The organism is Curtobacterium sp. 22159, from assembly GCF_052045775.1.
In the GTDB taxonomy this organism is placed as follows: Bacteria; Actinomycetota; Actinomycetes; order Actinomycetales; family Microbacteriaceae; genus Curtobacterium.
Window position 1 is genome coordinate 362,030 of sequence record NZ_JBQEPN010000003.1, and the last position, 927, is coordinate 362,956.

A 927-nucleotide genomic window follows, 5' to 3' on the forward strand; every position below is an offset into this window, starting at 1 on the left:
CGGAACGGACGGTCACCGTCACGACGCGGACGGTCATCGCCCCGGAACGGACGGCCACCGTCACGCGCGGGGCGGTCGGAACGGAACGGACGGTCACCGTCACGACGCGGACGGTCTGACCCGCCCCGGAACGGACGGTCCCCATCACGGGCCGGGCGGTCCGAGCGGAACGACCGATCGCCGTCACGACGGGGACGATCGTCACCACGGAACGGACGATCACCATCCCGGCGAGGACGGTCAGCACCCCCGCGGAACGGCCGCTCCGCGTCACGCGGAGCACGATCGCCACCGAACGGACGGTCCCCGTCGCGGCGCGGACGGTCGGAGCCCCCGCGGAACGGGCGGTCCCCGTCACGGCGCGGACGATCCGCGCCGCGGGGCCCATCACCACGAGGAGGACGACTCGAGTCGTCACGGTCCCCGCGCCACGCCGGCCGCTGCCCCCCGTCGCGGAAGGGCCGCGAGCCATCACGGCCCGAACCGCCACCACGCACCGGACGATCACCGTCGCGCCGAGGAGCATCCCGACGCTGGCCCTCTCGGCGCTCGAAGTCGCGCGGCCCGGACGACCACCGGTCACCGCCGTCACGACGAGGGGGCCGACCGCCATCACGGCGAGACCGGTCTCCGCGGTCGCCGTCGTTCCGCCGCTGCTCGTCGTCGTTCGCCACCGTTGCTCCTCGTCGCGTGCACGAGCTCGTGCCCGTGCGATCGTCCGCTGTGTCGTTGTACCGGAGCCGCACCGCTCACCCGCAGCTCGTGCGTCCAGTCCATCACGATCGGACGCACGAGTCGAGTGCTGTGCAGCAGAAACAGATGTAGCCACCGGCCTCCCGAGAACGAGGGTTTCCCCTGCAAGTTCTCGATGGAGGGCCGATGGCCACATCTTCTTACGTTGAGTCCGGCGGCGTCCTACTCTCCCAC

General features: G+C 72.0%; 1 protein-coding gene. It reads right to left on the bottom strand.

From position 1 onward, the window contains the following. Window positions 1-418 (bottom strand): hypothetical protein (locus ACTJKO_RS05685; RefSeq protein ID WP_440686557.1); only part of this gene is annotated, 418 nt, incomplete at its 3' end. Between the last annotated feature and the right edge of the window lie 509 nt (window positions 419-927).